Genomic DNA, 7,745 nt, shown 5'->3' with positions numbered 1-7,745 from the left:
CAGACGATTCACGAGTCACACCCAACCCGAAAAGCCAGCACCCACCCTTCCAGCCAGCCCCAGGCCAGCCACCCCAAACAATTACAGGCGATTCAGTCAGCCTGACGAGACTTACCGGCGAGAACGCCCAGTGCAGTGTCGCAACGACCCACACCATCCGACGACAGTCAGCCCGCTCGTCCGGAGCCCTCAGTCGGTTTGGCCGGCGGCCTGAGGTTCCACTCATGGGCATGAACCAGCGGAACCTGTCCGAACCTACCGAGGCTCTTGGCTTCAGCGAGAATTCGTTCCTCCAAGACCTCGTCGGCCGAGTAGACAATCCCCGCAGCGTCCAGCAAGTCCACGCACGCCGTAAAGGTCTCGGCGAACAGCAGCGGCAACTGAAACAGTGCAAAGGTAGTCCGGTATTCGCGGAAGTTCGGGTTCAGGGTGGTCACTGCTCCGCCCGGCTCACCCCAGCTATGGCGCGTGATTTCTCCGACCGAGAAATGAAGTGCCCGGCTTGAGGCGGCGTGAAGGTACTCGTACAAAGCCTCATGGCCACTCTGCTCAGCGACCCAGCTTGCGCTTGGCAACACGCCACCTGCCCAATGGTATTGCTGGCCTAGAGTCTTCAGCTTGTCCCTTACGGCGGCCTTATGCTGGTCTTGAGCATCCAGGAGCGCGACCGGATACCAGAGTTCTTGCATCACAGCATCGCCGACATATGCCCTCTGAGCGAGTAGGGAGCGGATGCCATCCCATATCCCCATGGTGTTCAGCAGATCCTGCGCATCCTGTTGCGAAAGATCCTTGACCCACAGCATCCAGAGCAGCTCATCGAGAGCTGGCCGAACGAACCCGACAGACAAGTGACCGAGTCCGCCCTTGGCGAGCAGTACTGTGGCGTCAAGCGCCTCAAGCTGACGACGGAGAATGTAGTTGACTGCGAGAGAGCGGATGTCCGACTCGACTGCGTCCCATCCCAGGTCGCCAATCGTCATGACCTTCTTCTGGGTGGAGGTCCACGCCTCGACTGCGGCCAGGCGTCCTTCAAAGTCGGGATTCTCGTTCACTGCCACGAAGGCCATGCTGACACGTCCAGGCGTGCTCGCGTCGTAGATGTGCACATCCCGTACGCACCGGGTACGCAGCATCTCTCAGCGCCGCTGAATCGAACCAACACTGCCAACTCCGAAAGTGCAGCTCATAGTCATCGCCTCAACCAGTTCAACGATGGCAAACTCCGGCAAACGGGGCGCCGACCGCTCTCCTAAAGCGGGTGTCGCAGGTTCGAATCCTGCCGAGGGCACATTTATCCAGGTCAGACCGTCGAACTCGGCCGACTGCCTCGCCGGGGCAGGAAGCCGGGGCCGCCCGGACCGGACAGCTAGGCCCGGTCCGGGCGACCTGCCGGGCCGCCCGGACCGGGTGAGAACGCCGGCCGTGGAGTCATGGCAACCCTGTCAACAGTTACTGGGTGCGGGCTCGCCGCGAACCCGGCCGTTGAGCCACGCCAGCACCTCGGGGGCACCCAGCACCGCTCCCGACAGATGCTCGGGCGCGGGAACGCGCAGCGTCTGCACCGGAACACCGGCCGCGCACCAGCGGTGGTCGGTGTTGTCGATCGCTTGGACCGGAATCAGCGGGTCGTCGGGTGAATGCCATTCGAACACCGGTGTTTCCGGCACTTCGCCGAAGAGTTCCAAGCTGTTCTCCTCCAGCACCGACTCGCCTTCACGGACGTTGAAGCCCCCAGGATCGGCCATGTATGCCCGCGCGCTGCCGCCCACACCCTCGGCGAGGATCTGATTGGTGCAGTCATTGGCCATGGCATTGCGGAGGGCCAAGCCATTCTGGTTGAGGTACGAGCTGATCGGCAGCTCGTTCGGATATTCGCGCTCGAGACCGATCGCCGCCGCCATGGCCAGCCCGAAGGCCGGGTGCGGGTCGTAGCCCAACGCCTGCACCATCGTCAGCAGGTTCATCGGGGCACCGCCGATGGCCGCACCCGCGAGCTTCAGCTCCGGCGCGTACGACGGTTGGAGCGCAGCCGCCGCCCCGGTGGCCATGCCGCCGCCGGAGTAGCCGGCCAACACGACCGGACTGTGCTGGGCGGCGAGTTCCGGCAGCTGTTTCACCGCTCGGACACCGTCCAGAACGATCCGGCCACCCAGACGTGCCGCCCCGAATGCGACGTACGGACCGAGATGATCCGGCAGCGCTATGCTCCAGCCCTGCGCCAGTACCATATTCAGAATCGACGCCGTCGTCAGGAGATTCGGATCGTCGGAGTACAGCAGATGCGACACGGCGCAGCTGGTGCCGAGCGCATTGATGAAGTGCTGATACGACATCAACGGGGCGTCGGGCTGGTGACCGACGGGGGTGAGGATCGTGGTGGTGGCCGCGATCGGCTCATCGTGGGAGTTGGTGGATCGGAATTGCACCAATGTAACTGTGGCGCCGGGAAATATGGCCACCGGCGGCATTGTCTGCGTGCGGAGCACATCACCGGGCCGGTGTGCCGCCAGATCCGCCGGGGCGGCGTAGAAAGGATCCGGATCGGGTATCGGATATATCGGATCCGCCGCAGCCGTTGTCGTCATCGACAACCCGAGAACCACACCACCCAGCGCAGCCACAACTTTCGCCGACCCGCTGCGGAGGAAAACAGGAAACCGACCAAGCACGTGTCTGACCTCCATGAATAGTTCACGTCGTTCGACAAGCCAGTCCGAATTCTGAAACGACTATATCGGCAAACTTCCAGCAACACACCAAAACGTGCGTTTCTCATTGATCAGCCAACAGTCCTCCCCGAGACCGGGATTCACATGCTCGTCTGCCCGACGCCGGTCACCCGATCAACGAGCCCTCGCGCCTGCGCAACCCGAGGATTCCCAATCTCGTAGGGCGCAGAGGTCATTCATAGACATCGCCGAATTGGCAATGCCGACACGACGGGCAATCCCATAACGACACGCGGTGGGCCGACGTGAGTTCGGCGTTTCTTCCGCTGATTCACAAAAAACCGATAGCCCTGCGTATAGCCTCAACACCCGATTCGAGATGCCCTGGGTCCCTCACTCGCAGGAAGGATCGATAAAGTGCGGAGGCGACTGCTTGGATTGGCCGTAGCTTTGACAGGAACCCTCATCATGGTTGGCGGAGGCGCCACGAACTCGGCGCTGCTCGCCAGCGCGGAACCCGTCGCGGCGGGCGACGATTTCTATCTGCCGCCGCCGCTACCACCCACACCGGGAGCCATCGTGCGCGCCGAACCGGCACAGGTGGCCTTCTCCGCACCCGGAATGCCCGGCGTCGTTCCGGCCGCCGCGACGCGAATGATGTACGTCAGCAGCGACACCCACGATGCGCCGACGGCGGTCGTCGGCACGTACCTGCAGCCGAGCGTGCCGTGGACCGGCCCCGGCGAGCGCCCGCTGGTCGCGTACGCGGGCGGCACCAAGGGCCAGGGCAATCAATGTGCGCCGTCGAAATTGATGACGCAGGTCGTGCAATACCAGCCCCCGGCGGACATCATTTTCGAATACGACCTGCTGGCGCTGTATTCGCTGCTCGCCCGCGGAATCGCGGTGGTGGTGACCGACTACCACGGCCTCGGCACCCCCGACGTGCACGACTACCTCAACCGCAAGGCACAGGCCTACGCGCTGCTGGATGCGGCACGCGCCGCACTGCAATTGCCCGGCACCGGCCTCAACCCCGGCACGCCGGTCGTTCTCTACGGATACTCGCAGGGCGGCATGGCTTCCGCGGGCGCGGCCGAACTGCTGTCGAGCTACGCTCCCGAGCTGAATGTACGCGGCGCCTATGTGGGCGGTCCGGTGGTCGACGACGAATACTTCATCGGATACAACGACGGACGGCCCTCCATCGCACCGGCTTTCGCCTGGATCCTCAATGGCATCGCCGCCGACTACCCGGAGACTCGCCCGATCCTCGACGCCGAGCTCAATGACACCGGCAAGGCGATCCTGCACGACGCTCTGGGCAAATGCGCCGTCCCGGCCAGCCTGGCCCAGGACCATCCGCGCACGTCCGAATGGACCACCAGCGGCGAGCCGCTCACCGCGGTCATCGATCGGAACCCCGAGCTGAAATCGGCCTTCGACGAACAGCGCATCGGCACGCTCACTCCGTCGGTGCCCGTCCTCACCGCCTCGGCCATGAACGACGAGGGTGCGCCCTACGTGCCGGTGCGGGAGATGGCGGCCGGTTGGTGCAGTAGCGGCGTGACCATCGAACTGGATCCGAACGCGCAGATTCCGACCGTTTCGGGTCTGGTGGGCACCCATGTGCTGGCGTTCTTTCCGTCGCTGGCGGACTCGCAACAGTGGCTGACCGATCGGCTCGCCGGCTGGCCTGCTCCGAGCAACTGCGGGGCCCTGCCCTGACCCTCTGACGTTCGGTCCATGATGCCCGGCAGCCGGGATCGGTCCTCGCACCGATCCCGGCTGCCGGGCATTCGTGTATAGAACTCGATGTTCGTCACCGGGGATGGGTTGAATTGCCCGGTCAGTCACCATTTTTGGCAGTTCACCTAGCGCGGCGGAGAAATCCGACTAGTCTTAATCGACGGGTTTGAGCCAAACGATTTCGGCCACGTGCACTCACGAGCGAGTGTCGTTCAGTTGGATCAAAGAGGCGCCTATGTCGATTTTCCAGGATTCGAAGTCGCGCGACCCCAAGCGATACCTCTGGATTCTCGGGTTGATCGCTCCTTCGTGCGCTGTAGTTCCCTCACAACTGGTAGCCCGCACGGGGCTCACCATCTTCTGGTGGATCGGTCCGGTTTTCGTGCTGGTACTGATCCCACTGCTGGATCTGTCTGTGGGGGATGACGGGAGCAACCCACGCGAGGAGGACTACGAGGCATTATCCGAAGACCGGTTCTATCGGTGGTGTACGTACCTCTTTCTGCCGCTGCAGTTCATCGGGCTGCTCATTGCTGGCTATCTCTGGGCAAGTTCGGAGCTGAGCGTAGCCGACAAGCTCGGTTTGGCTGTGACGCTGGGGTTTGTGTCGGGCATCGGAATCAATGCCGCCCATGAACTCGGGCACCGGGCCGAACACCTGGAACGCTGGCTGGCGAAGGTCGCTCTGGCACAGTCGGGTTACGGGCATTTCTTCGTCGAACACAATCGGGGTCATCATGTGCGTGTGGCGACGCCCGAGGATCCGGCCAGCGCCCGATTCGGCGAGTCGCTGTGGGAGTTCCTGCCGCGCAGCGCGGTCGGCGGCTTCCGGTCGGCGCTGGCCCTGGAGCGAGAACGCTTGTCCCGCAAGGAAAAGCGCTGGTTCAGCTGGCACAATCAGCTGTTGCAGGCCTGGTCGATGAGTGTCGCGTTGTGGGGCACCATGATCCTGGCCTTCGGCCTCGGGGTGATTCCGTTTCTGATTGTGCAGGCGGTGCTGGGTTCGGGGCTGCTGGAAACGGTCAATTACATCGAGCACTACGGACTGCTGCGCCCGCGCCGCGCCAACGGCAACTACGCACGTTGCTCCCCGCGCGACAGCTGGAACAGCGACCGCCTGGTCACGAACGTATTCCTGTTCCACCTGCAACGCCACAGCGACCACCACGCCAATCCCGGTCGCCGCTACCAGACCTTGCGCAGCTCACAAACGGCACCACAGCTCCCGGCCGGCTACGCCACCCTGATCCTTGTCGCCGCCATTCCCCCGCTGTGGCGTGCCGTCATGGACCACCGCGTACTGGCCCATTACGGCGGCGACCTCTCGCTCGTGAACACCAAACCAGCACCCACGCGCCGCTTCGTGGGACCTATACGCCTGCATCGAATATCGACGACCGACAGGAGCTGATCGCGAGGAGACTTCGACAGCCGGATGGCTCAGGGCCATCCGGCTGTTGTCTCGCAACGGTTTTCGCGCCGGTGGGTCACATCGGGTATATCGGGTGCTTGCGGGGGTTGAACTCCGGCTTGACCGGCTTCTTGTCGCGGAGCAGGCGGAGGGCCTGGCGGATTTCCAGGCGGGTGCGGGAGGGTTCGATGACGGCGTCGATGTAGCCGCGTTCGGCGGCGACCCAGGGGGTGGCGACCGTCTCGTTGTACTGGTTGATCATGAATTCGCGGGCCGCGGCGCGATGTTCCTCCGGCATCGCGGCCAACTGGCGTTTGCCGAGGAGGTCGACCGCGCTTTCGGCGCCGATCACCGCGATACGCGCTGTGGGCCAGGCGAAACTGACGTCCGCGCCGACCTGCCGGGCGGCCATCATGCCGTATGCGCCACCGTAGGACTTGCGTACCACCAGGTTGATGATCGGCACCGTCGCCTCGATGATGGCGCGCGGGACACGGCCGCCGCGGATGATGACGCCATTGGCCTCCTCCGCGAGGCCCGGCAGCACGCCGGGGGTGTCGGCGACGAACACGAGCGGGATGTTGAAGGCGTCGCAGAGCCGGATGAAATAGGTCGACTTGTCCGAGCAGGCGGCATCGATGGAACCGCCCAGCACCAGTGGCTGATTGGCGATCACGCCGACCGGGTAGCCGTCGACGCGGGCGAAGCCGGTGATCAGGTTCGGCGCGAACGCGGCTCGGATCTCGTGGAACTCGCCGTCGTCGAAGATGCGCAGCAGGATCTCGTGCATGTCGTAGCCGGCACGATCGGAATCCGGGATGATCGTGTCGAGTTCCCGGTCACTGGCCGTGATCTCGGGCTCCAGGCCGGGATTCACGATCGGCGGCTGCTCGACGCAGCTCGTCGGCATGAAGCTCAGGTAGTTACGGGCCCACTCGTAGGCCTCCTGCTCGGTCTCGGCCACGTGATGCAGGGTGCCGCGTTCGGCCTGCACCTTCGCGCCGCCGAGCTCCTCGGCGGTGACGTCCTCGCCGTTGACCGCCTTGATCACCTCCGGCCCGGTGACGAACATATAGGAATCCTTGGTGCCGATGAGCACGTCGGTATTGATCGGCCCGTACACCGAGCCCGCGGCGCACTTGCCGAGAATGATCGACACCTGCGGCACATAGCCGGACAGCTTCTCCAGCACCCGGGAGATATCACCGAACGATGCGATGGAACCCACCGCGTCCTGGATCCGCGCGCCGCCCGAATCGTTGATCGTCACCACCGGGCACGCGTTGTCGAACGCGAATTTCAGTGCCCGCATGAACTTCTGGGCGGACGTGACCCCGACCGACCCGCCGTACACGGTCTGATCGTGGGAGATCACCACCACCGGGCGCCCCCCGATCAGCCCGCGACCGGTGACCAGTCCGTCACCGTAGAGCGCGTCCGGTTGACCGGGCTGGCGAGCCAGCGCGCCGGTCTCGATGAACGTGCCGCGGTCGAGCAGCATCTCCACCCGCTGCCGAACGCTCGGAATGCCTTTCGACGCCCGCTTGGCGATACCGGCCTCACCCGCGGGTTCTGCGGCGATCTCCAGGATCTTGGCCAGTTCATCGAGCTTCGCCCGCGTACCGATCACGCTTGTTGCCACCTTCCCAAACAAACTGTTGTGCCTCGCGACGGTAAGCGGCGCCGAGACAGTACGGGTCACTGAAGCAGATAAACGTGATGAATCACAGTCCCGGCCGGCGGCCGTCAGCAGAACGGGATGCCCACGGAGCCGTTGAGGCTGGTGTGGAAGAGGATGCAGACCAGGTAGTTGGCGGCGGAGTAGGACCCGCTGGAGGAGCCGGTGGCGGTGGTGTCCACAGGCTGGGCCTGGGTCGGGGTCTGGGAGCTTGACCCCGGGGGGGGGGTTAGGA

General features: G+C 64.2%; 5 protein-coding genes and 1 tRNA gene. 3 read left to right on the top strand and 3 right to left on the bottom strand.

Going from position 1 to position 7,745, the window contains the following annotated elements; all coding sequences use genetic code 11:
* Window positions 1-167: 167 nt before the first annotated feature.
* Complete coding sequence (locus tag ACFXN1_RS42180; protein ID WP_379446036.1) at window positions 168-1,061, bottom strand: DUF5677 domain-containing protein; 894 nt, start codon at window positions 1,059-1,061, stop codon at window positions 168-170.
* Between the two features lie 164 nt (window positions 1,062-1,225).
* Between ACFXN1_RS42180 and ACFXN1_RS42175 the strand changes: the two genes are divergently transcribed.
* Window positions 1,226-1,288, top strand: a tRNA-Arg gene (locus tag ACFXN1_RS42175).
* Window positions 1,289-1,445: 157 nt separating this feature from the next.
* Here the strand turns inward: ACFXN1_RS42175 and ACFXN1_RS42170 are convergent.
* On the bottom strand, window positions 1,446-2,429 hold the full coding sequence (locus ACFXN1_RS42170) for a lipase family protein (protein WP_379446035.1): 984 nt from the start codon (window positions 2,427-2,429) through the stop codon (window positions 1,446-1,448).
* A gap of 711 nt (window positions 2,430-3,140) precedes the next feature.
* Here ACFXN1_RS42170 and ACFXN1_RS42165 point away from each other — a divergent pair.
* Window positions 3,141-4,400 (top strand): alpha/beta fold hydrolase, encoded by a 1,260-nt coding sequence (locus tag ACFXN1_RS42165; protein ID WP_379404552.1) that lies wholly within the window; start codon window positions 3,141-3,143, stop codon window positions 4,398-4,400.
* Between the two features lie 256 nt (window positions 4,401-4,656).
* A complete protein-coding gene (locus ACFXN1_RS42160; RefSeq protein WP_379446037.1) occupies window positions 4,657-5,832 on the top strand; it encodes an alkane 1-monooxygenase in 1,176 nt (391 codons plus the stop codon).
* Between the two features lie 76 nt (window positions 5,833-5,908).
* On the opposite strand, the gene ACFXN1_RS42155 is transcribed toward ACFXN1_RS42160, so the two are convergent.
* Window positions 5,909-7,462 carry an acyl-CoA carboxylase subunit beta gene (locus ACFXN1_RS42155; protein ID WP_379404550.1) on the bottom strand — a complete coding sequence of 518 codons (1,554 nt, stop codon included), beginning with the start codon at window positions 7,460-7,462 and terminating at the stop codon, window positions 5,909-5,911.
* Window positions 7,463-7,745 lie beyond the last annotated feature (283 nt).

The organism is Nocardia sp. NPDC059154, assembly GCF_042755705.1.
Lineage (GTDB): Bacteria > Actinomycetota > Actinomycetes > Mycobacteriales > Mycobacteriaceae > Nocardia.
Note: the sequence above shows the minus strand (reverse complement) of the source record. Positions and strands in the feature narration are given on the sequence as shown.

What these genes read in the sequence shown, in the direction of transcription:
- ACFXN1_RS42165 (WP_379404552.1), top strand. Translation starts at nt 3,141, where the DNA reads ATGGTTGGCGGAGGCGCCACGAACTCGGCGCTGCTCGCCAGCGCGGAA.
- ACFXN1_RS42160 (WP_379446037.1), top strand. Translation starts at nt 4,657, where the DNA reads ATGTCGATTTTCCAGGATTCGAAGTCGCGCGACCCCAAGCGATACCTC.